Source organism: Cupriavidus sp. GW822-FHT06G04 (genome assembly GCF_058799075.1).
In genome coordinates, this window is the sequence record NZ_JBXALD010000017.1 from 1 (window position 1) to 21740 (window position 21740).

General features: G+C 62.5%; 19 protein-coding genes and 1 tRNA gene. 11 read left to right on the forward strand and 9 right to left on the reverse strand.

What is annotated here, in order from left to right:
* A partial coding sequence (locus tag AC1RKI_RS27400) for a hypothetical protein (protein WP_492919062.1) occupies window positions 1-328 on the reverse strand: 328 nt, incomplete at its 3' end.
* A gap of 708 nt (window positions 329-1036) precedes the next feature.
* Here AC1RKI_RS27400 and AC1RKI_RS27405 point away from each other — a divergent pair.
* The 5 genes from AC1RKI_RS27405 to AC1RKI_RS27425 all read left to right on the forward strand — a co-directional run bounded on the left by AC1RKI_RS27405 (window position 1037) and on the right by AC1RKI_RS27425 (window position 8155).
* Window positions 1037-4198, forward strand: coding sequence for an Rne/Rng family ribonuclease (locus AC1RKI_RS27405; protein ID WP_341248798.1), 3162 nt, complete (start codon window positions 1037-1039; stop codon window positions 4196-4198).
* A 233-nt stretch (window positions 4199-4431) separates the two neighbouring features.
* Window positions 4432-5556, forward strand: coding sequence for a GTP 3',8-cyclase MoaA (gene moaA / locus AC1RKI_RS27410; protein ID WP_061957880.1), 1125 nt, complete (start codon window positions 4432-4434; stop codon window positions 5554-5556).
* The gene (gene mobA, locus AC1RKI_RS27415) at window positions 5553-6164 is read left to right on the forward strand and encodes a molybdenum cofactor guanylyltransferase MobA (RefSeq protein ID WP_341248797.1); all 612 of its coding nucleotides are present in this window, start codon (window positions 5553-5555) and stop codon (window positions 6162-6164) included. Before moaA ends, mobA begins: the two co-directional genes overlap by 4 nt.
* A gap of 51 nt (window positions 6165-6215) precedes the next feature.
* Window positions 6216-7502 carry a molybdopterin molybdotransferase MoeA gene (moeA, locus tag AC1RKI_RS27420; protein WP_492794885.1) on the forward strand — a complete coding sequence of 429 codons (1287 nt, stop codon included), beginning with the start codon at window positions 6216-6218 and terminating at the stop codon, window positions 7500-7502.
* Window positions 7503-7873: 371 nt separating this feature from the next.
* Complete coding sequence (locus tag AC1RKI_RS27425; protein ID WP_061957877.1) at window positions 7874-8155, forward strand: hypothetical protein; 282 nt, start codon at window positions 7874-7876, stop codon at window positions 8153-8155.
* On the opposite strand, the gene AC1RKI_RS27430 is transcribed toward AC1RKI_RS27425, so the two are convergent.
* From AC1RKI_RS27430 to AC1RKI_RS27455, 6 genes are all read right to left on the reverse strand, one after another.
* Window positions 8152-9519, reverse strand: a complete 1368-nt coding sequence (locus AC1RKI_RS27430; protein WP_492794883.1) for a DNA recombination protein RmuC — start codon at window positions 9517-9519, stop codon at window positions 8152-8154. The two genes, AC1RKI_RS27425 and AC1RKI_RS27430, sit on opposite strands and share 4 nt — an antisense overlap.
* A gap of 21 nt (window positions 9520-9540) precedes the next feature.
* Entirely contained in the window at window positions 9541-10536 is a 996-nt protein-coding gene (locus tag AC1RKI_RS27435; protein WP_244787691.1) for a 2-hydroxyacid dehydrogenase, read from the reverse strand.
* Between the two features lie 5 nt (window positions 10537-10541).
* Entirely contained in the window at window positions 10542-11966 is a 1425-nt protein-coding gene (locus tag AC1RKI_RS27440) for a sodium:proton antiporter (protein WP_492794881.1), read from the reverse strand.
* 201 nt (window positions 11967-12167) lie between these two features.
* Complete coding sequence (locus tag AC1RKI_RS27445) at window positions 12168-12854, reverse strand: LutC/YkgG family protein (RefSeq protein WP_061957874.1); 687 nt, start codon at window positions 12852-12854, stop codon at window positions 12168-12170.
* Between the two features lie 66 nt (window positions 12855-12920).
* Window positions 12921-14099, reverse strand: coding sequence for a nicotinate phosphoribosyltransferase (gene pncB / locus AC1RKI_RS27450; RefSeq protein WP_061957873.1), 1179 nt, complete (start codon window positions 14097-14099; stop codon window positions 12921-12923).
* 77 nt (window positions 14100-14176) lie between these two features.
* The gene (locus AC1RKI_RS27455; protein ID WP_061957872.1) at window positions 14177-14722 is read right to left on the reverse strand and encodes a hypothetical protein; all 546 of its coding nucleotides are present in this window, start codon (window positions 14720-14722) and stop codon (window positions 14177-14179) included.
* Between the two features lie 408 nt (window positions 14723-15130).
* On the opposite strand from AC1RKI_RS27455, the gene fdxA reads away from it, so the two are divergent.
* The 4 genes from fdxA (at window position 15131) to rpsU (ending at window position 17828) form a co-directional block, all read left to right on the forward strand.
* On the forward strand, window positions 15131-15454 hold the full coding sequence (fdxA, locus tag AC1RKI_RS27460) for a ferredoxin FdxA (protein ID WP_061957871.1): 324 nt from the start codon (window positions 15131-15133) through the stop codon (window positions 15452-15454).
* A 116-nt stretch (window positions 15455-15570) separates the two neighbouring features.
* A complete protein-coding gene (locus AC1RKI_RS27465; RefSeq protein WP_150981846.1) occupies window positions 15571-16674 on the forward strand; it encodes an NAD(P)/FAD-dependent oxidoreductase in 1104 nt (367 codons plus the stop codon).
* A gap of 243 nt (window positions 16675-16917) precedes the next feature.
* Window positions 16918-16993, forward strand: a tRNA-Asn gene (locus AC1RKI_RS27470).
* 622 nt (window positions 16994-17615) lie between these two features.
* Entirely contained in the window at window positions 17616-17828 is a 213-nt protein-coding gene (gene rpsU / locus AC1RKI_RS27475; protein ID WP_008648415.1) for a 30S ribosomal protein S21, read from the forward strand.
* Between the two features lie 86 nt (window positions 17829-17914).
* On the opposite strand, the gene AC1RKI_RS27480 is transcribed toward rpsU, so the two are convergent.
* A complete protein-coding gene (locus AC1RKI_RS27480; RefSeq protein ID WP_492794877.1) occupies window positions 17915-18532 on the reverse strand; it encodes a LysE family translocator in 618 nt (205 codons plus the stop codon).
* Window positions 18533-18668: 136 nt separating this feature from the next.
* On the opposite strand from AC1RKI_RS27480, the gene nodI reads away from it, so the two are divergent.
* Window positions 18669-19610 (forward strand): nodulation factor ABC transporter ATP-binding protein NodI, encoded by a 942-nt coding sequence (gene nodI / locus AC1RKI_RS27485; protein WP_227459170.1) that lies wholly within the window; start codon window positions 18669-18671, stop codon window positions 19608-19610.
* A 1-nt stretch (window position 19611) separates the two neighbouring features.
* Window positions 19612-20469, forward strand: coding sequence for an ABC transporter permease (locus tag AC1RKI_RS27490; RefSeq protein WP_280519588.1), 858 nt, complete (start codon window positions 19612-19614; stop codon window positions 20467-20469).
* 44 nt (window positions 20470-20513) lie between these two features.
* Here AC1RKI_RS27490 and AC1RKI_RS27495 read toward each other — a convergent pair whose 3' ends face one another.
* Window positions 20514-21722 (reverse strand): O-succinylhomoserine sulfhydrylase, encoded by a 1209-nt coding sequence (locus AC1RKI_RS27495; RefSeq protein ID WP_061957867.1) that lies wholly within the window; start codon window positions 21720-21722, stop codon window positions 20514-20516.
* Window positions 21723-21740: the final 18 nt, after the last annotated feature.

Here is a 21740-nt window from a genome sequence, read left to right on the forward strand (position 1 = left end):
GGCCGCTGGGGCGCGATTGCGGCTCCGTTTCAATTTGATGGCGTAACTCATTCATTTTCAATATAATTTCCCGGCCGTTCCCGGCCAAAGACCGGTGACGCACGACCTGTGTAGCGATGTTTGGCGCGAACCCGATCGAAATGCCAGCCATATTTGCGGCAATCCGATCCGGAACATGCAGGGTCCCAGACGTTGTCTTGGGTATTCCCACCAGTATTCGCGCAAGATTTCGCATTTTACACTTCGGGTTGCCATCGACCCGGCCCGTTTTCCGCATGTTGCGTACCCCGCAGGCGCGAGATGGGCAAATGGTGGCAATCAGCAGCACGCACGCGCCGCACCGATCCGCAGGAAGTCGCCCAGAGGCGGCTTCGGCAAACCATCGGCCGGCACGTGGGAACTGAGTGTTCAGGTAGAAAAGAATTCAATGTGGATGCCAGACAGAGGCATCCACATCGGTGAGAGAAGACCGCCCGCACCGGGAATCGGTGCCGGCTCGGCAGGCACCCCTGCCAACTGACCTGAAGTATCGGCCGCAATCATCGCCATTCGACGTATTTTGTCGAACCGGCACCGGCGCCCGGACGCAGAACGCCAACAAGCCGCGGCGCGCCCGTCAGCGGACAGGTCAGTTTGGTGCGGGGCATTGCGCCTGCCGCGTCCGGATTACTTGCTCTTTGACGCGTCCTGGCTGTCCCGCCCGGCCGCGATGGGAAGCGAAGCTTGTGCCGCTGGCACGGCCCGCAGCATCTCGTCGCCCGGCATGCCGACATCCGCCGGAAGTCGCTGTATCAGGAGCAGTGCCCATTTGCCCTCTCCCGACCCAGCGGACCGTCCGCAGTCTTTGCGGATGGCCAGTACGCCGACAGCCTCTCCTTTCACCCGCGCCCCGCCGGCAACTGCGTTGTAGTACGCACCGGCATCATCGGCAATTCTCCCGCCCTCGCTCACTTTCCTCGCGTGCTCCCTGGACCGTCGCGGGCATGAACCACTCATGACCCATTGGCCGCCCGCGACATTGAAGTGAGGTATTGCGATGAAACGCATGCTGTTCAACGCGACGCAGCAAGAGGAGTTGCGCGTCGCCATTGTCGATGGTCAGAAACTGATCGATATCGACATCGAAACTGCCGGGCGCGAACAGCGCAAAGGCAATATTTACAAAGGCGTCATTACCCGCATCGAGCCGTCGCTGGAGGCCTGCTTCGTCAATTACGGCGAAGAACGCCACGGTTTCCTGCCGTTCAAGGAAGTGGCCCGCGCCTACTTCAAGGATGGCGTGGACGTGCGCAACGCACGCATCCAAGACGCGCTGCACGAGGGCCAGGAACTGATCGTCCAGGTGGAGAAGGAAGAGCGCGGCAACAAGGGCGCCGCCCTGACCACGTTCATCTCGCTGGCCGGACGCTATCTGGTGCTGATGCCGAACAACCCGCGCGGCGGTGGCGTTTCGCGCCGCATCGAGGGCGAAGACCGCCAGGAACTGCGCGAAACCATGGCGCAGCTGCAAGTGCCGGACGGCATGAGCATCATCGCGCGCACGGCGGGCATCGGACGTGCGGCCGAAGAGCTGCAGTGGGATCTGAACTACCTGCTGCAGTTGTGGAAGGCCATCGACGGCGCCGCCGGCGACAACAAGGCCCCGCTGCTGATCTATCTGGAATCGAGCCTGGTGATTCGCGCCATCCGCGACTACTTCCAGCCCGATATCGGCGAGATCCTGATCGATACCGACGAGATCCACGAGCAGGCCCGCGCCTTCATGAGCGTGGTGATGCCGGACAACCTGAACCGCGTGAAGAAGTACCGGGACGACGTGCCCCTCTTCTCGCGCTTCCAGATCGAACATCAGATCGAGTCGGCTTATTCGCGCATGGTCATGCTGCCTTCGGGCGGCGCCATCGTGATCGACCACACCGAAGCGCTGGTGTCCGTCGACGTGAACTCGGCTCGCGCCACCAAGGGCGCCGATATCGAGGAAACGGCACTGCGCACGAACCTCGAGGCCGCCGACGAAATCGCCCGCCAGTTGCGCCTGCGCGATCTGGGCGGCCTGATCGTGATCGACTTTATCGACATGGAATCGGGCAAGGCCCAGAAGGACGTGGAAACGCGCCTGAAGGACGCCCTGCGCCACGATCGCGCCCGCGTGCAAATGGGCAAGATCAGCCGTTTCGGCCTGATGGAGCTGTCGCGTCAGCGCCTGCGTCCGTCGCTGTCCGAGGGCTCGCACATCACTTGCCCGCGCTGCAACGGCACGGGCCATATCCGTGATACCGAATCGTCCGCCCTGCAGGTGCTGCGCATCATCCAGGAAGAGGCGATGAAGGAAAACACGGCCGCCATCCACTGCCAGGTGCCGGTGGAAGTGGCCGCTTTCCTGCTGAACGAGAAGCGCCAGGACATCAACCTGATCGAACTGCGTTTCAAGGTGAACGTGCTGCTGATTCCGAACAAGCATCTGGAAACGCCACACTACAAGCTCGAACGCCTGCGTCACGACGATCCGCGCCTGGAAGAATCGACCGCCAGCTATCGCATGGCCGAGGCGGCCGCGAAGGAACTGGAAGCGGACACCAGCTACAGCAGCCGCAAGAAGGAAGATGCACGGCCCCGCCAGGAAGCCGCCGTCAAGGGCATCACGCCCGACGCGCCGGCGCCGGTGTCGGTGCCGCGGCCGGAGCGCGCCGCGCGTCCGGAAGCTGCCGCCGCCCGTCCTGCCCCGGCCACCCAGCCGGTCAGCGGTGGCGGTTTCATGGCGTGGCTGAAGGGCCTGTTTGGCGTCAAGCCGGCTGAAACGCCGGTGGCCGAGCCGGTCAAGCCTGCTGAAACCTCCTCGCGCGGCGAAGGCCGCCAGGGTCGCGGCGAGCGCAGCCAACGAGGCGAGCGTGGCGACAGCCGTCAGGGCCGTGGCGACCGTTCGGAGCGTGGCGAGCGTGCTGAGCGTGGCGACCGGGCCGAACGTGGCGAACGCGCAGAGCGAGGCGAACGTGGCGATCGCAGCGAGCGCCAGGGCCGTGGCCAGCGTGGCGAACGTGCCGAGCAAACCCGTGGCGAGTCGCAGCGCGGCGAGCCGCGCGAGCAACGCGAACCGCGGGAGCAGCGTGAGCCCCGCGAACCGCGTGGCGAACGCCAGCCGCGCGCCCCGCGCGAGGCTCAGCCGGCTCCGGCGGTGACCGCCCCGGCGGCCGAAGGCCGTCAGGAAGCCCGACGGGAACGCAACCAGGAACGCCGCGAACGTCAACGCGAGCGACAGCGCGAACGCGCAGAGTCGCGCGAAGACGGCTTGAATGCAGACGAATCCGCGCCGCAAACGTCGTTTGAAGCCGCGCAAGCCGCACCGGCAGCGTTGACGGCCATCGACGTACCGGCCGGCGCGGAAAATCTGGAAGCCGTGGCCGAGACCGGCGAAGGCGAAGAGCGTCGCCGCCGCAATCGTCGCGGTCGCAATCGCTATCGTCGCGAGCGCGAAGACGGCACGCAAGATCTGGAAGTCAACGAAAGCAATCTGGCCGAAGTCAGCGCTGGCGTGACCGAATCCGAAGCGGAATCGGCCGCCTCGCCCGCCATCGTGGCCGAGCAGCCTGTCCAGGCTCCGGTAGCGGAACCGGCGCCTCAGGCCGCCACGCAGCCGAAGCCCGCCGAGGTGACGGCCGAGGTTCAGGCCGCGCCAGTCGCCATCGTAGCGACGCCGGTGCAGACGTCGACGGTCGAGCAGGCCGAGCCGGTTGCGGCACCCGCAGTGGCCGAGCCGGTGTTTGCCGCCGTGGCCACGCCCGAAGCCGCCCCGGTTGTGCCTCCCGCCCCCGTGGAAACGGAAACGGCTGCGGCCATCGCGCCGGTGGAAGCCCAGCCGCACGTGGCGACCGCTCCGGCAATCCCGGAACCGGTTGCCGTGACGCCCGTGGCGACGCCGACGTCGGTCCCGGCTGTCGAAGCGCCTGTCGCGGTGGCAAGCGCCGCCGCGCCGGTGGACCTGAACGCGACCGCGCTTGAGCCGATGTTGGCCGCGGCCGGCCTTGAATGGGTCCGTACCGACAGCGACAAGCTGCGCGCCGCCCAGGCAGCTTCGGCCCGCATTGCGCCGGCGCCCCGCGTCCCGCGCGAACGCAAGCCGCTGCCGCCGCTGCCGGAAGGCCCGATGATCCTGGTCGAAACCGGCGGCCAGCGTCAGGAAGCCGCGCAGCAACAGCAATAAGGCGCTTCGGCGCTGACAGGCAAAAGGGACGGCAAATCGCCGTCCCTTTTTATTTGTCCCGCCAATTTGACGTGGAAGTCATATTCGCCAACTGTACCGGCAGCACGGCGGGCGATCTGTCATCCCGGGCTAGCCGGCGCGGCGCACGGCAGAATCCCACACTCGGCTAGAATGGCAAGCAGACGGCCATCCACCCGGCGCCTTTGCGCTGGTTAGCCGCAGCCCCCTCTGCCATGACCGATACTGTCATTCCGATTTTCGATTTGCGCGACCATCGATACAGATCGATGGTGCCGAGTATCCCTGCGCAGCTTCTTGCGCCGACGGGATTCATTGCCGACTCGCGCGGCCGGCCGCTCCATGACCTGCGCATTTCCGTGACCGATCGGTGCAACTTCCGCTGCGTGTACTGCATGCCAAAGGAAGTTTTCGACAAGGATTACACCTTCCTGCCGCATTCCGAACTGCTCAGTTTCGAGGAAATCGAACGTGTGGCGCGCATTTTCGCGAGCCAGGGTGTCGAGAAAATCCGGCTGACCGGTGGCGAGCCGTTATTGCGCAAGAATATCGAGCGCCTTGTGGAAATGCTCGCGCGCATCGAAACCGCGTCGGGCAAACCGCTCGACCTGACGTTGACTACCAATGCATCGCTGTTGGCTCGAAAAGCCCGGTCGCTGCGCGACGCCGGCCTCACCCGCGTGACGGTCAGCCTCGATGCCATTGACGACGGCACGTTCCGCACGATGAACGACGTCGACTTCGCCGTAAGCGACGTGTTGCACGGCATTGAAGTCGCACAGGCCGTGGGGCTTGCGCCGATCAAGGTCAATATGGTGGTCAAGCGCGGCACCAACGACCAGGAAATCGTGCCGATGGCGCGGCACTTTCGCCATAGCGGCATCATCGTCCGTTTTATCGAATTCATGGATGTCGGCGGCAGCAACCATTGGCAGATGGACGAAGTCTTGCCGTCGTCCGAGGTGGTTCGCCGCATTGGCGAAGTCTTCCCGCTGGAGCCTGTCGGTGCCAACTATTCGGGCGAAACCGCCCAACGATGGCGCTATCGCGACGGCGGCGGCGAGATCGGACTGATTTCGAGCGTTACGCATGCCTTCTGTGGCGACTGCAGCCGCATCCGGCTGTCCACCGAAGGCAAGTTGTACCTGTGTCTGTTTGCCACGGAAGGCTACGATCTCCGCGCCTTGCTGCGCGGTGATCGGAGCGATCTGGAAATCGGCAATGCCATTGCGCAAGTCTGGCAAGGTCGCACTGACAACTATTCCGAGCAACGCAGCGATCCAGCGGTCCGCGCGGCGCGTGCCGAAAGCAAGATCGAAATGTCGTATATCGGCGGATGATTGCGCGCAACGACATTACCGGACTGATTCTGGCGGGCGGCCGCGGCAGCCGCATGGGCGGCGTCGACAAGGGACTGCAGACTTTCCACGGCACGCCGATGGTGCAGCACGTTCTGCAACGTCTGGCGCCACAAACCAGCGCCGTGCTGATCAACGCCAACCGGAACGTCGACCGCTACGCCATGTTCGGCGTACCCGTGGTTGCGGATGCCTTGCCGGATTTCGCCGGCCCGCTGGCGGGCATGCTGGCGGGGCTCGATCAATGCACGACACGCTGGATCGTCACCGCACCGTGCGATACCCCCGATCTGCCAGTCGATCTCGTGGATCGCCTAACGAGGGCTATCGAGACAGAAGAGGCCGAGGTGGCCGTCCCGGTCACGCTCGATAGCGATGGCAAGCGGCGCTTGCAGCCGGTGTTCTGCCTGATGCCGGCCACCGCAGGCAAAAGCCTGCGCGAATACGTCGCTACCGGACAGCGAAAGATCGAAACCTGGGTCACCGGCCTGCGGCTGGCGCAGGTGCTTTTCGAAGACGCCGCCGCGTTTGCCAACATCAACACACTCGACGAGCTTCACAGGCACGAGACAACTGTCCGGCCGCGTTAGACTCAACCTGGCCAATCCTGTCGCCACAATCCCGCTTCTTCCGCCCAATCCATGCCTTCGCTGCAATCCGTCATTTCGTGCCTGTCAGACTATGATCCGAGCGCGCTGCGCGTCGATCAGGCCAACACCATCATCCGCAATGTGCTGGAGCCGGTGCAAGGTATCGAGCAATTGGCGATTCGGGCGGCACTGGATCGCGTTCTGGCTGATGATGTGATTTCGCCGATCGATGTTCCTGCGCACGACAACTCGGCAATGGACGGCTATGCGTTTGCCAGCCAGGCCGCGCAGGACACCGCCTGCGACGTCGTATTGGAGGTGATCGGCACCGCCTATGCCGGCAAGGCATTTGAAGGCGCCCCCACCTCGGCGCAAGCGGTTCGCATCATGACTGGCGCCGTCATGCCGAATGGCTGCGACACCGTGGTGCCCCAGGAGTTGGTCGACATCCAGGCGGGCGGCAATCAGATCCGGTTCTCTCGCGACGCCGTCCGCCCCGGGGACAATCGTCGTCTGCGCGGCGAAGATCTGGCGCGCGGCCAGGCCGCGCTGAGCGCCGGCCGTATCCTCACACCCGCCGACCTCGGCCTGCTCGCCTCGCTGGGCGTCGCCGAAATCAAGGTTCGCCGACGTTTGCGCGTGGCCTTTTTTTCGACCGGCAACGAACTCCGCTCCATCGGCGAAGTGCTGGATCCAGGCTGCGTCTATGACTCGAATCGCTACACGCTGCACGGCATGCTGCGCCGACTCAACGTCGATCTGATCGATATGGGCGTCGTGCGCGACGATCCCGACGCAATGGAAGTAGCATTTCGCAGCGCTTGCGAAAATGCCGATGCAATCATCACTTCGGGCGGCGTATCGGTGGGCGACGCCGACTACACAAAGCAGATCATGGCGAAGCTCGGCGATGTCACGTTCTGGAAGATTGCGATGCGTCCGGGCCGTCCGATGGCGTTCGGCCGAATCGGCTCGAATGGCCATGAGGCAATGCTGTTCGGGCTGCCCGGCAATCCCGTAGCGGTGATGGTCACCTTCTACAATTTCGTCCGGCCGGCCCTGCACCGAATGATGGGAGCCAGTGCCGCCGCGCTGCCCCGGGTTCGAGTGCGCAGCGCGACGCCGATCCGCAAGCGGCCGGGCCGCACCGAGTATCAGCGCGGCATCGTCGCCGCGGGGCCGAACGGCGAGCTCGAAGTCCGCATAACCGGCCAACAAGGCTCCGGCGTGCTTCGATCAATGAGCGAAGCAAACTGCTTCATTGTCCTTGGACACGACCAAGAATCGGTCGAGATTGGCGACCTGGTGGAAGTCGTTCTATTCCACGGGTTGATCTAGCTTTAGGCCCTGCCCACCCTGCTCATTCTGGCCAACCTGCGTGTTCTGCCCGCCTTGCCCGCTCTCCACGTGGGCACTCTTCCTCAGTGGCTGTCCCGCCACGCAGAACGGCATTGCAGTTGCCATGGAGGCGCCGGGCAGGCGCAATGGCAGTTGGCAAACGGGTTGAGACGCCGCAAGCATGAATAGATGCGATTCATTCACAGCAGCTCACCACCAAGGTGTCGTATTTGTGCCGCACTAGTTGCCGGATAGCCCGGCTCGCCCGCCAAAAGCATCATCCAGAAGTGGGGCAGGCTAGGCGTCGCTAGAACCAGTCGCTACACTTGCAGCACGAAAATTCGATTCCCCCCAATACCTTGTCCGTCGTCATGAATCAGGAGATCGCGTACCTCCACCCCGTCAAGACCGCCCGTGCGCTCGTACTCGTGTATCTGTGTTTTTCGGTGCCGATTGTTGCCATGGGCCTGTTCGTAGCGTTCATTCGTTACGGAGACCTGCCGGGCATCGCGGTCTTCACGGCTCTTATCCTTAACGCGCTGATTGGATTCGGTTTGCTATGGCTCGGCTGCCGCGCCTATAACTGGGTTGCCGCGCGATTTGGCGGCATCGAAGTCCACGTCCGCGAACTCACCGCCGACGACCGCGCTTAAACCACCCGATCATCCTGGCCGTCCCCGTCTGCTTCGATAGACTGGGTCGGCTGATCATGCGTCCCGGCAATACTGCCCGCCGTTCCCAATAACTGCTCGGCGCGCTCGCCGGGCAGCGCCTCGACCGTGCGCAACTTGCGTTCCATCTGCCGAGTCCGGACCTCTGCCTGCTCAATATTGCGCGCAGCGCGCACCAGCGTATCGCGCGTCTTGGCCAGGATCTCGCCGAACTTGCCGAATTCGGTCTTCACGGCGCCCAGCACTTCCCACACTTCGCTCGACCGTTTTTCCAGCGCCAGCGTCCGAAAGCCCATCTGCAAGCTGTTCAGCAAGGCGGTCAAGGTCGTCGGCCCCGCCACGGTTACGCGGCAGTCGCGTTGCAACACATCCATCAGGCCAGGCCGGCGCAGAACTTCCGCATAGAGCCCTTCGGTCGGCAAGAACAGGATTGCAAAATCCGTGGTGGCTGGCGGCGATAGATACTTTTGGGCGATGGTTTGCGCTTCCCGGCGCACCGCCATCTCAAGCTCTCGGCCGGCCGCAACCACCCCATCGACGTCGCCGCGTTCCTGCGCATCGATCAGACGTTCGTACTGCTCCTTCGGAAACTTCGCATCGATGGGCAACCACACTGGCCCGCTTACCGCATCGCGCCCCGGCAGACGGATGGCAAATTCCACGCGCGCACCCGAGGCCCGCACCGTCTCGACGTTTTTGCTGTATTGCTCTTGGGTCAGTATTTGCTCCAGCAGCATTTCCAGCTGGACTTCTCCCCAGGTGCCGCGTGACTTCACATTGGTCAGCACGCGCTTGAGGTCTCCAACACCCTGCGCCAGCACCTGCATTTCACCCAGACCGCGATGAACTTGTTCCAGTCGGTCTGACACCAGCTTGAAAGACTCGCCGAGCCGCTGCTCCAGCGTGGCATGCAGCTTCTCATCTACCGTGCGGCGCATTTCCTCCAGCTTCGCGGCGTTGTTCGCCTCGATGTCGCGCAGCTTCTGCTCGAGCGTTGCGCGGACATCCGCAAGCCTCCTCTCATTGGCTTCCGACATCTGTGCAAGCTGTTGCTGCTGCACGGTGGCAATGCTGGTCAACTGGGACGACAACTGCTGCTGGAATCGCAGCATATGCTGCCCCGCTTCGCCGCGATTGGCGCGGGAAGTCTCGGCCAGCTCGGCGCGCAACTCGCGTTCGAGCCTTTCAAAACCGCGCGCGGTGTCCTCGCGCACATCGTCGCGAAGATCGCCAAGCATCGGTAGCAAGTCAGTCGATGCACTGTTTGGCTTGCGCAGGACCAGGGCGACGAGCAAGCCGACAGCGATAACGGCGACAAGAAGCGTGAGCAGAGGAATAAGCGTCATAACTGCCGGCACTCACGACGATCAACGACGATGGGCCATGACATCAGGGTTGATAACGGCAGGTGGCCGGCCGGCTTGCGGGCCGAGATCGAGCGCTGCGATAAGGTTGTCGGCTGCCAGGTTTGCCATCGCGCGCCGCGTCTTTTCCGATGCGCTGGCAATGTGCGGGGTAAGCACGACATTCGGCACGGTCAATAGATCCGGATGGACGTGGGGTTCGCCCTCGAACACGTCGAGGCCGGCAGCGAATATCTGACGATCCCGCAACGCGGATGCCAGCGCGGCGTCGTCCACAATCCCGCCGCGCGCCAGATTGATCAGCGTCGCGGTGGGTTTCATCTGCGCCAGCTCGGCCGCGCCAATCGCGTGATGGCTTTGCGCGCTATACGGCAACACAAGAATCAGATGATCGGATTGCTCAAGCAGTTCAGCCTTGCTGACATAGCGCGCATTCAACGATTTCTCGACATCGGCCGGCAGCTGGCTGCGATTGTGATAAAGCACCTGCATGCCAAAGCCCGCTGCGCGTCGGGCGAGCGCCTGGCCAATACGCCCCATGCCAAGGATGCCCAATGTGCTTCCATATACATCGACACCGACCAGCATGTCGTAGCTCCATCGCTGCCACTTGCCAGCACGCAGATAGTGCTCGCTTTCGGTCACGCGGCGCGCCGTTGCCATAAGCAGAGCCCATCCGAAATCGGCCGTGGTCTCCGTCAGAACATCCGGCGTATTGGTGGCCACAATACCGGCCGCAGTCAGCGCGGGAATATCGAGATTGTTATAACCGACCGCCATATTGCAGACCGCGCGCAATTGCGGCAGCCCACTCACCAGGCTGCCATCGATCTGGTCCGCAGCGTTGGCCAGCACTCCCGCCTTGCCGGCGAGACGAGCGCGCAGCGCCGCAGCGTCGAGAACGACATCGTCCTGGTTGGCATCGACGTCGAAATACAGGGAGAGTCGGTCGATGACATCAGGAAAAATTGCGCGCGTCACCAGAATTGAGGGCTTCATGGCAGTCATACGTGAAAGAAGATAAAGGTCATCACCAGGAACAACGGCATTAGCACGGCGCCAGACCACGCCATGTACCCGAAAAAGCTGGGCATGCGCACGCCGCGGCTTTCTGCAATTGCCTTGACCATCAGGTTGGGCGCATTGCCGATATAGGTATTCGCGCCCATGAAGACTGCTCCTGCAGAAATTGCCGCCAGGGTCGATGCGTCTCGGGTCATCAGCGTCGCAGCATCGCCGCCTGCCGTGTTGAAGAACACGAGATACGTGGGGGCATTATCGAGAAACGATGACAGCATGCCCGTAGCCCAGAAGTACATGCTGTCGATCGGCTGCCCGTTACCGTCACTGACTGCCCGGATCACGCCTGCGAATGCGCCGTCAGTACCGGCCTTGAGCATCGCTATCACCGGAATGATCGTCAGGAAGATACCGGCGAATAGCTTGCCGACTTCCAGAATCGGCTCCCAGTTGAATTCGTTGCCCGCGCGCGCCACATGAGGTGTGGCAAGCAGCGACACAACAGTTACCACAATCAGCAGGACGTCACGCGTCAGCGCTGGTAGCGGCACCTCTGTTCCCATCACGTCGAATGCGATGCCGGGCTTCCAGAGTCCGCTCATCAACACCAGCCCAATTACCGCCAGAAGCAGCAGGAAATTGACCTTGCCTTCGATCCGCAAATTCGTGGAATCGGGCGTGGGGTCGTGAGCCAGCGGCAGTTCCTCTTCCTTGTTCAGGAAATAGTGACGATCGACCACGTAAAACAGCGCGAGCAGCACCACCCAGATGAAGATGGTCTCAGGAAAAATATTGCGCAACGTCCAGGAAAACTCGACACCCTTGAGGAATCCGAGGAACAAGGGCGGATCGCCCAGTGGTGTGAGCGCGCCGCCAGCGTTGGCCACGAGGAAGATGAAGAACACCACGACGTGGGCGACATGGCGCCGGTTGTCGTTGGCGCGTAGCAGTGGGCGGATCAGCAGCATGGCCGCACCCGTGGTACCCATCACGCTTGCCAGCACCGTTCCCAAGGCAAGGATGCCTGTATTCAGGCGTGGTGAGCCATGCAAATTGCCGCGCACGCAAATGCCGCCCGCCACGACATACAGCGCGGTAAGCAGCACGATAAACGGAATGTATTCGGCCAGCAGCGCGTGTACGACATTGGCCATCGCCGCGTGCACGCCGAACTGCGCCGCAAATGGCGCGAGGAACAGCGCCGCCCACACCGCGGCGATCTTGCCGTAATGGTGATGCCAGAACTTGGGCGCGAACAGCGGAAACAGCGCAATCGAAAGCAGAATGCCTGCAAACGGTACGCCCCAGGCCGGCGAAAGCTTTGCGCCATCGAGGTCCGCGGCCAGCGCCCAGGTGGGCGAAAGCGTCAGCAAGACAATTGACAGGAGCAGCGTAACTGCACGTTGCATCGAACGAGACTCTCCTTTATCGCGGCGCGCGACGCGTCCCGACACAAGTGCCGGAGCCATGGACCATGCGATGAGATTGACCAAAACGGCGTACGCGCCCGGTCTACCAGGGCGTCGGGGCGGCGTCACGCAATGAAGGGCTCAGTGTAAAGCAAAGCCCTGCGAGAAAGATCTCAAAATGCGGCCTGAAAGTATGACCGCTCAGCCTTGCTCGACGAGGACAACGTGAACACGATACGGGCCGTGCGCGCCCAGCACGATGGTCTGTTCGATATCGCCGGTGCGCGACGGGCCGCTGATGATGTTGGTGGCGCGCGGCAGCTGCCCGTGCTCGGCACGCATGCGCGCGAAGGCCTCTTCCATATTGGCGACGATGCGCGACACCGGCACCACCGCGATATGCGTTTCGGGCAGCAATGCCGCCGAAGCAAATGTGTCGGGCCCGGAAAGCAGCATCAGCGACCCGGTTTCGGCGATCGCGACAAAGCAGCCGGTAATGCCAACGAGATCGCCATGCTCGCGATCTGCCTGCGGCTCGCGCAACGGAGGTCGGCATTCCACTTCGATGCCTTGCGCCGCCCAAGGCAGCGCGCCCAGCGCCGTCCATGCCACGGCGCGACGCGCGAGGTTCAAGCCGTCGAGGTAACGCAGCACGGCGCCCGGCACATCGGCCAGCGTTGCCACACGGTCCACCGTCGAGGCCATTTTCTGCGCCTGCTCGCTGAAAGCCTCGGCAAGGTTTTGCCCGACAGCGGGCCGGGGGCCCTGCGGATGCCGGTTCAGATAATCAGCCACGGCCTCGCGCTCGCCCTCGGTTACTTTCGCTCCCCTGCCCTGGGCGGCCCGAATGCGGGCGAATATGCGATCACGAGCGGCGTTGGTTTCCATTGCGGTATGTGACGAAGGTTGGCTGGCCGATTATAAGAAATGCAGACGCGGGGTAAGTGAATCCATTCAGGCGGCTACCTTGACCTCGAACACCTGCCTCAGATAGGCGAGATAGCCAGGGTCGTCGCACATCGTTTTCTCTGGCGTATCCGAAAGCTTGGCGACCGGCTGACCATTGCAGCGCACCATCTTGATGACAATCTGCAGCGGCGTATAACCGACGTCGTTGGTGAGATTTGTGCCGACCCCGAATGCCAGTTTGCAGCGGCCGTGAAAACGTTCGTAGAGCTCGATAACCTTGGGGATATCGAGCGCATCGCTGAATATCAGCGTCTTGCCGCGCGGGTCCACGCGATTGGCGGCGTAATGCGCAAGCATGCGTTCGCCCCATTCGAACGGGTCCCCGGAATCGTGACGCACGCCATCGAACAGCTTGCAGAAATACAGATCGAAATCACGCAGGAAGGCATCGAAACCATAGGTATCCGACAAGGCGATGCCCAAGTCGCCGCGATATTCGCGCGCCCAGTTTTCTAGCGCATAGACCTGTGAATCGCGCAAGCGCGGGCCCAACGCCTGGCACGCCTGCAGATACTCGTGCGCCATCGTGCCGAGCGGGGTCATATTGTGCAGCCGCGCGAAGTGGACGTTGCTGGTGCCAGCCAATTGCGGGCCGAGCATGGCGCGCATCGACAGCAAAACCTCTTCCTGCCAATCGCCGGAGAAACGGCGGCGCGTCCCGTAATCGGCAATCACGCAATCGAGATAGCGCGGATCCTTGAGCAAGGTGAGTTTCGCTTCCAGGCGTCGGCGCCCTTCCTGCAGGTCGGCCTGCGGTTGGGTGCGGCGGAAATACACTTCGTTGACGATTGCCAGCAGCGGGATTTCAAACAGGATCGTATGTAGCCACGGTCCGCGAATGATGATGTCGATTTCGCCGTTGCCGGACGCCGACGGCTGCACCACCACATATTTCTCGTTCAGGTGAAACAGCGCCAGGAAATCGACGAAATCGCTCTTGATAAAGCGCAGGCCGCGCAGGTATTCCAGCTCTTCATCGGCAAATCGCAACTGGCACAGGCTGGCAATCTCGCTGCGGATCTCGCTGACATATGGCGTGAGGTCAACGCCGGCATTGCGGCATTTGAAGCGATATTCGACCTGCGCCTGGGGAAAGTGATGCAGCACTACCTGCATCATCGTGAATTTATACAGGTCGGTGTCGAGCAGTGAGCGGATGATCATAACAAGGCCAGACGCGGGGGCGCCGAAGTCAGGCCATCATGCTAACCGAAAGTCACGCCCGGGTTGGCACGGACCCTTCAGGCGCCATTGAGATTATCCAGCGCCGACGGCGCCTGGTGCGGACGTTCGCGCGATTGCAGGCACCAGAGGGGCCGTCCTTGCGCATTGGGACACGTCACGAGCATGGCCTGCGCGCGCGACACGGCCGTCGGAAGCGGATCGGCAAAGGCGGCCGAGGCGACCATGATGCGCTCCTGGTAGACCGCCTGGCCCGCGCGATCGAAGCGCAGCACCTGGATCAGCGCATCCGACGGCGGCTGCAGATCCTGGCCGCACGGCAGAAATCCATCCCGATTGCAGTTGGCCATGGCGATGCCCGCCGGTGTGCGGATCACGCTGAAACTGTCCCAGTCGAAGGCTGTCAGGGCGGCCAGCGACACGGGTTGATCCGTCCGCGAGCGCCATGCCACCAGCCGCGACACCACGCTATCGGCCATTTCACCCCGCTTCGCCGATGGCGCCACAGGGGGCTCGACGGGCTGCGCCATCCCCACGGCGGCGCCCAGGAGGGCCGCCGCCGTGCCCACGCACCAAAGCAACCGGATCGCAAAACGAGCCTTCATCGTTGTTCTCCTGGACTGCGTTGCAAGGTGACTGAGCGGGATTGTTGCATATAGGTAACTTTTTTGGCCTGAAGCGCTGCTTGAGGTCCCAACGAATACTAGTTGGCGCCCGCGCACTCGGCAGGCACATCGCGTCGAAGCCGCCTTCCACGCACTCCTCCCACGGCAGGTCGACAGAGATGTACATAAAGAAATAAGAAAACTATCTTACCCGGCTATATAGACTGGCTATCCTTGCGGGAAGGCTCGGCTACAATATCGGTCTTTGAAAGGCCACGGCCCTCGCTCGCCCCAAGTTACCCCGATTGACATGCACGCCAACAACAGGCGCGGGGGCTTGCAAGAGCAAGGCAGGAATGGCCTTGGACTATCCCCCATCGAAGACCGATCCGTTTTTCTGGAACCGAAATGACTCACGTTGTCACCGAATCCTGCATCCGTTGCCGCTACACCGACTGCGTTGATGTGTGTCCGGTCGATTGCTTCCGCGAAGGCCCGAATTTCCTGGCCATCGATCCCGACGAATGCATCGACTGCGCCGTGTGCGTGGCCGAATGCCCGGTGAACGCGATTTACGCTGAAGAAGATGTGCCGGGCGACCAGCAACAGTTCATCGAACTGAATGCCGAGCTTGCCCGCAACTGGCCGTCCATCACCAAGACCAAGGCTCCGTTGGCCGAAGCCGAAGAGTGGAAGGACGCCACCGACAAGCTGCAATACCTGCAGCGCTAAGACAAACAGGCGCGACCGATGCCGGACAGCACCGGCAGAGCGCCGTCGAAAGCCCGTCCCCACGCGCTTTCCCGTAATGCCGGGCACCTGCGTGCCCACAACGTATCAGGACGAATATGGACTTGAGCATTCCAAATCCCGTGGCCGACGCGACTCAGCAGGCCGGCGGCCACACCGGCGGACAGCCGCTGGAAATCGATGCGCTGATCGTGGGCGCGGGCCCCGTCGGCCTGTTCCAGGTCTTTGAACTGGGTCTGCTCGAAATCAAGGCCCACGTGATCGACTCGCTCAAGGTCGTCGGCGGCCAATGCGTGGAGTTGTATCCGGACAAGCCGATCTACGACATTCCCGCCGTGCCTATCTGCACGGGCCAGGAACTGACCGACAACCTGCTCAAGCAGATCGAACCGTTCTCGCCCACGTTCCACCTGGGCCAGGAAGTCAGCGTCGTGGAACGCCGCGAAGACGGCCGTTTCTTTGTCGAAACGTCGCTCGGAACCCGCTTCATTACCAAGACCATCTTCATCGCCGCCGGCGTGGGTTCGTTCCAGCCGCGTACGGTCAAGGTGGAAGGCATCGACAAGTTCGACGGCAAGCAGTTGTTCTACCGCGTCAAGGATCCGAGCCGCTTCCACGGCCGCAACCTGGTGATCGTGGGCGGCGGCGACTCGGCGCTGGACTGGACGCTGGATCTGGTGGGCAAGGCCGAATCGGTCGTGCTGATTCACCGCCGCGACGGTTTCCGCGCCGCACCGGCCTCGGTGGCCAAGATGCGCGAACTCTGCGAGCAAATGGAAATGCAATTCATGGTCGGCCAGATCGGCGGCTATGAGGAAAAAGACGGCGTGCTGACCGAGATCAAGGTCACCGGCGGCGACGGCGTGACGCGCCGCATGCCCGTGGACGACCTGCTGGTGTTCTTCGGCCTGTCGCCGAAGCTGGGCCCGATCGCCGAATGGGGCCTGGATCTGGAACGCAAGCAGATCAAGGTGGATACCGAGAAGTTCGAGACGAACATCCCAGGCATCTTCGCGGTGGGCGACATCAACACCTATCCGGGCAAGAAGAAGCTGATCCTGTCGGGCTTCCACGAGGCTGCGCTGGCAGCGTTCGGCGCTGCGCCGTACATCTTCCCGGACAAGAAGATCCACATGCAATACACGACGACCTCGCCGAAGCTGCACAAGGTGCTGGGCGTCGAAACGCCGGTGTTCGACTGATACTTCGAGCGCCATCGCAAAAAAACCGCCACACGGCGGTTTTTTTGTTTGCATAAATCAAAAAGCTGGCTATAATGCGGCCTCGCTGACAAACACGGCAACCAAGCAAAAGGCGGAAACGCCCACTGCAGGCCGGTTTCGAGGCGAACCAGAGTTCCGATGACAACCTGCTAACGAAAACAAAACGTTAAAAAGTTGTTGACGAAACGAAGAGAAGCTGGTTATAATTTCTTTCTCAGCTGTTCCCCGATAGCTCAGTCGGTAGAGCGCCGGACTGTTAATCCGTAGGTCCCTGGTTCGAGCCCAGGTCGGGGAGCCAACCGATAGAAGCAAAAGGCCGATGCGAAAGCATCGGCCTTTTGCTTTTCCGGAATCACTTTTCAAGCCACCCCGTCGCTTCCTTTTTCGACAGCCTGCGCGAGCCTCGGACGGCCGCACACGATCTCAAGGGCCAGTCACGAACTTGATTCGCCCTCGCCCCGCCGCCGCCCCCCCCCCCCTGACACGGTGCGCGAAGGTCGAGAAAAAGCGCCGTCGGCCACCCACGCTATGCCCACCGCATCACAGTTTGCGCTGCAGGTGCCGCGGTGCCACGACACCAAATTTTGGCGACTCGCGCGCACATTATTTGGTGTATCATCTCGGATTGCCCTGAATAGCTTGACTCCCGCCCGGTATACCTGTAAAAGCTTACCGGCGTATTTCTTGCGCAATATCATGGAAACAGGTAGCGCCAAGTTTTTACCTACGTAGGAAAATTTGGCCCATCACCCCTGACACTGGCAGTACGGATTTCGGTCCATGCAGGTTCGCGGGGGCGCACCGCGGCGTTCGCCGCAGCGTGCAATACCACCGTCACGAAAGGCTCCGGAGCCCGACGCGGCGATGTTTCCCCCCGTATGAACCCTCCGCCCTTGGGCGGTATTTCCTGAAGGACTGAATTGACTAAGATCGTTCTGAAACCGGGTGAGCCCGTTGAAGTTGCAATGCGTCGTTTCCGTCGCGCCATTCTGCAGACTGGCCTGATCGTGGAACTGAAGAGCCGCACCGCCTACGAAAAGCCGACGACTGAGCGCAAGCGCAAGAAGAAGGCTGCCGAGGCCCGCCTGCGCAAGCGTCTGCGCATGCAAATGCTGCCGAAGAAGCTCTACTGATTCGCGCATTGCCCCAAAAAAACCGCCAGCATGCTGGCGGTTTTTTTTCGTCCCGGCGCGCTCCAACGCCGTCGATGCGTCAAGCCTCAGGCCCGCGTGGCAATCAGTACGCCCGCGCCGATCAGCGTAAGACCACCGGCGCGCTGCACATTCGCCTGTGCACGCCGGGAAGTCAGCCGCGTCGCCAGGGAGCGCGCCAACATCGCGTACACCATGGCATTTGCCGTCGCCAAGACGACGAAGGTGGGGATCAGCACGATCGCCTGCGGCCAGAATGCCAGCTTTGCGTCGATGAATTGCGGCACGAACGCCACAAAGAACACGATGCTCTTCGGATTCAGTGCGGTCACCAGCCAGGCCTTGGCAAAGCGCTGCGAGCCGCTGCCGGCCTGAGGCGCCATCTCGGACGATCTGGCCGCGCCAGCCGTGCGCAGCGTTTGCACGCCCAGATAAACCAGATAGGCGGCGCCAGCCCACTTGAGCGCCGTAAATAACGTGGCAGAGGCCGCCAGCACGGCGCCGAGGCCGACCATCGACAACGTGAAGGCAGTCAGGTCGCCCGCGGCCACACCGGCCACCGTCGCGTAGGCGCTGCGGCCGCGATGCGCCAGTGCGTCGCCGATGACCAGCAGGATGGTCGGGCCGGGAATGATCAGCAGAACTACGCTGGTCAGGACGAATGCAATCCAGTGTTCGAAAGACATTGCCGCTCCTCAACGTGTCGTCGCAAAAAGTAGAGAGTACGCCTATCCCGGATCCACCGCGGGAATTCGCCCCGGCCTCCCAATGGAATTGTCTTGCCGCGCTGCGGCAACAATGCGCCGCGCGATGCCCTGCATAATGGCGCATATCGCCTTCAGGGACGCTGCCTTGACTGCCATCCTCCAAATGCGCAATGTGCGCAAGCTTTACGGCGACCATCTCGTCGTGGACAACCTCGATCTCGAAGTCCAGCCTGGCCAGTGCTACGGCCTGCTGGGGCCGAACGGCGCGGGAAAGACCACCACCCTGCGCATGCTGCTGGGGCTCACGACACCGGCCTCGGGCACACTGATGCTGTGCGGCGAGCCGATTCCCCAGCGGGCGCCGCAGGCGCGTATGCGTGTCGGCGTGGTGCCGCAGTTCGATAACCTCGACCCCGATTTTTCGGTCATCGAAAACCTGCGCATTTTCGGCCGCTACTTCGGCCTGTCGTCGGCCGAAATCGCCCGGCGCGTACCCAAGCTGCTCGAATTTGCACGGCTCGAAAACCGCGCCGAGGCGCAGGTGCGCGACCTTTCCGGCGGCATGCGCCGACGATTGACCGTAGCGCGAGCGTTGATCAACGACCCCGACCTGCTAGTGATGGACGAACCCACCACCGGTCTGGATCCGCAAGCGCGCCATCTGATCTGGGAGCGTCTGAAATCGCTGCTGGCGGCGGGCAAGACGATTTTGCTGACCACGCATTTCATGGAAGAAGCGGAACGGCTCTGCAACTATCTTTGCGTCATCGATGCGGGCCGGAAGATCGCCGAGGGCAAGCCGCACGAACTGATCGACCGCGAAATCGGCTGCGATGTGGTGGAGGTCTACGGCGACGAACTGGGACCGCTGCGGGATTCGTTGACACCACTGGCTGACCGCTGCGAGATGCGCGGCGAAACCTTGTTCTGTTACGTGCGCCAACCCGATGCACTGCTCGCCGCGTTGCACGGCAAGGGTGGCGTGCGCTACCTGCACCGCCCCGCCAACCTTGAGGATGTGTTCCTCAAGCTGACCGGCCGCGAAATGAGAGACTGAGATGAGCGAACAGGATCCGCAAAAATCCGAGGTTGCGATGCCGGCCGACGGCACCGCCGCGATACCTCGGCGCGAACACTATCCGCAACCGTTGCTGCCGCGCAATGCCCGCAACTGGATGATGGTGTGGTACCGGAACTTCATGGTCTGGAAGAAACTGGCCATTCCGTCGATGATCGGCAATCTGGCCGATCCGATGATCTACCTGTTCGGTCTGGGTCTCGGGCTCGGCCTGCTGGTCGGCCAGGTGCATGGCGTGTCCTACATCGCGTTCCTGGCAGCCGGCACCACCGCGTCCAGCGTGATGATGTCGGCCAGTTTCGAATCGATGTACTCGGCGTTCTCGCGCATGCACGTGCAGCGTACCTGGGAAGCGATCATGCACGCGCCGCTCACGCTCGGCGATGTGGTACTGGGAGAAATCCTGTGGGCCGCCAGCAAGGCCGTGCTGTCCGGTGCGGCGATCATGCTGGTGGCCGGGCTGCTCGGCTACGCGCACTTTCCTGGCGCGCTGGCCGCACTACCCGTCATCGTCCTGGCCGGCATCGCGTTTGCAAGCCTGGCGATGATCGTCACCGCGCTGGCGCCCAACTACGACTTTTTCATGTTCTACCAGACGCTGGTGATCACGCCGATGTTGCTGCTTTCAGGCGTGTTCTTTCCGCTGGAGCAATTGCCGCAGGCCGCGCAAAAGGCCACGCAAGTGCTGCCGCTGGCGCATGCCGTGGCGCTGATACGTCCGTTGATGTTGGGCCGACCGGTGGAAAATGCCGCACTGCACGTCGCGGTGCTTGCCGCATACGCGGCCGTGGCGCTGGTGGTGGCGCTGATACTGTTGCGCAGGCGATTGCTGCGCTGAGGAAGCCGCCCGCTCCCACCGTCGGGAACGGGCGGATCAAACGCTTACTGGCCGAGACCGCGCAGCAGGTCCGCCTTCAGGTCGTCGACCGATTCCAGGCCAACAGCAAGGCGGATCAGCCCTTCGGTGATACCTGCGGCGGCCTTCGCCTCCGGTGCCACACGGCCATGCGTGGTGGTGTACGGATGCGTGATGGTCGTGCGCGTATCGCCGAGGTTGCCGGTGATCGAGCACAACTTGGTGTTGTCGATTACACGCCAGGCGTTGGCGCGCATTTGCTCCGGCGTGGCCCCCTTGAGTTCGAACGAGACGATCGCCCCGCCACCGCTTTGCTGGCGCTGCGCGACGTCGTACTGCGGATGCGACTTCAGCGCCGGATGGAACACGCGGTTCACGGCCGGATGCGACTCCAGGAACTCAGCGATCGCCAGCGCGCTTTGCGAATGACGCTCCATGCGGATTGCCAGCGTCTCCATGCCCTTGAGCATCACCCACGCATTGAAGGCCGACAGCGTGGGCCCGGCCGTGCGTACGAACGGGAAGACCTTGCCCATGATGAAGTCGTGCTTGCCCAGCACGGCGCCGCCGAGCACGCGGCCCTGGCCATCAATGTGCTTGGTGGCCGAATGCACGACCACATCGGCGCCAAACTTGATCGGCTGTTGCAGCGCAGGCGAGCAGAAACAGTTGTCGACCACCAGCACCGCGCCAGCGTTATGCGCGATATCGGCGATGGCCGCGATATCGGACACTTCGGTCAGCGGATTCGACGGCGTTTCCAGGAAGAACAGCTTGGTATTGGGCTTCACGGCCGCACGCCACGCCGACAGGTCGCCGCCGTCGACATAGGTCGTCTCCACGCCGAACTTGGCGAGGATCGTGTTGAATAGCGTCATCGTCGAGCCGAAGATCGAGCGCGAGCTGACCAGGTGATCACCGGACTGCAGCGAGGCCAACGCCACCGACAGGATCGCGCTCATGCCCGACGCCGTGGCCATGCACGACTGCGCGCCTTCCAGCGCAGCCAGGCGCGACTGGAACATCGACACGGTGGGGTTGGTGAAACGCGAGTACGTGTAGCCCTCTTCCGAGTTGGCAAAGCGCTCGGCGGCCTCGGCGGCGTTGTTGAAGCAGAAGCTCGAGGTCAGGTACATCGCCTCGGAGTGCTCCATGAATTCGCCGGTGCGCAAGGTGCCGGCGCGCACGCCGAGGGTGTCGATGCCGTAGGACTCGGGATTGAACGGTTCGCTCATGCTGCTGTGCTGCCCCAA